Consider the following 588-nt stretch of genomic DNA (forward strand, 5'->3'; position numbering starts at 1 on the left):
TATTGATGGGGTGGCCTATTTGTTGAAATGTTATCGATATATCGAACTAAATCCGGTGACAGCGAAAATGGTTGAGCGGCCGGAAGAGTACAAATGGAGTAGCTATGGCTCAAATGCCTATGGTGATGAGCATGTTGTGACAACTCCGCATGAACTGTATCTTGAGTTAGGCAGTGATATAGAGCAAAGATGCTATCAATATCGTGAGTTATTTAAAGAAAGCTTGAGTGGCTCAGATGTGCACGGGATTCGGTTAGCAGAACACTATTGCCAACCGCTGGGTTCCGATAGGTTCAAGATCCAAGTTGCCGAGAAGACAGGGCAAAAGATTGGCCAGATGCGTAGAGGGAGACCAAAAAATGGCTAATAAATAATCCCTCCGTCCCCTTAAACATTACAATTATGTCGTTAATCCAAACCGCCAAGATGAATGGATTGGAAGCATACGCCTATCAGAAAGATGTGCTTAACCGATTACCGTCGCATAAGAATAATCGGCTGGATGAGTTATTGCCACATAACGGGAAGGCTGATCAATAGGTAATGCCCAGACGCTTACAAGGATCTTGTATAACTTAAAGATTAGGT

General features: G+C 43.2%; 2 pseudogenes. Both read left to right on the forward strand.

Features of this window, described 5'->3' with window-relative positions:
• Positions 1-367, forward strand: a pseudogene (locus tag A3766_RS19660) (transposase); the annotation flags it as partial.
• Positions 368-399: 32 nt separating this feature from the next.
• Positions 400-540, forward strand: a pseudogene (locus A3766_RS29175) (transposase domain-containing protein); the annotation flags it as partial.
• Between the last annotated feature and the right edge of the window lie 48 nt (positions 541-588).

The organism is Oleiphilus sp. HI0132 (assembly GCF_001635845.1).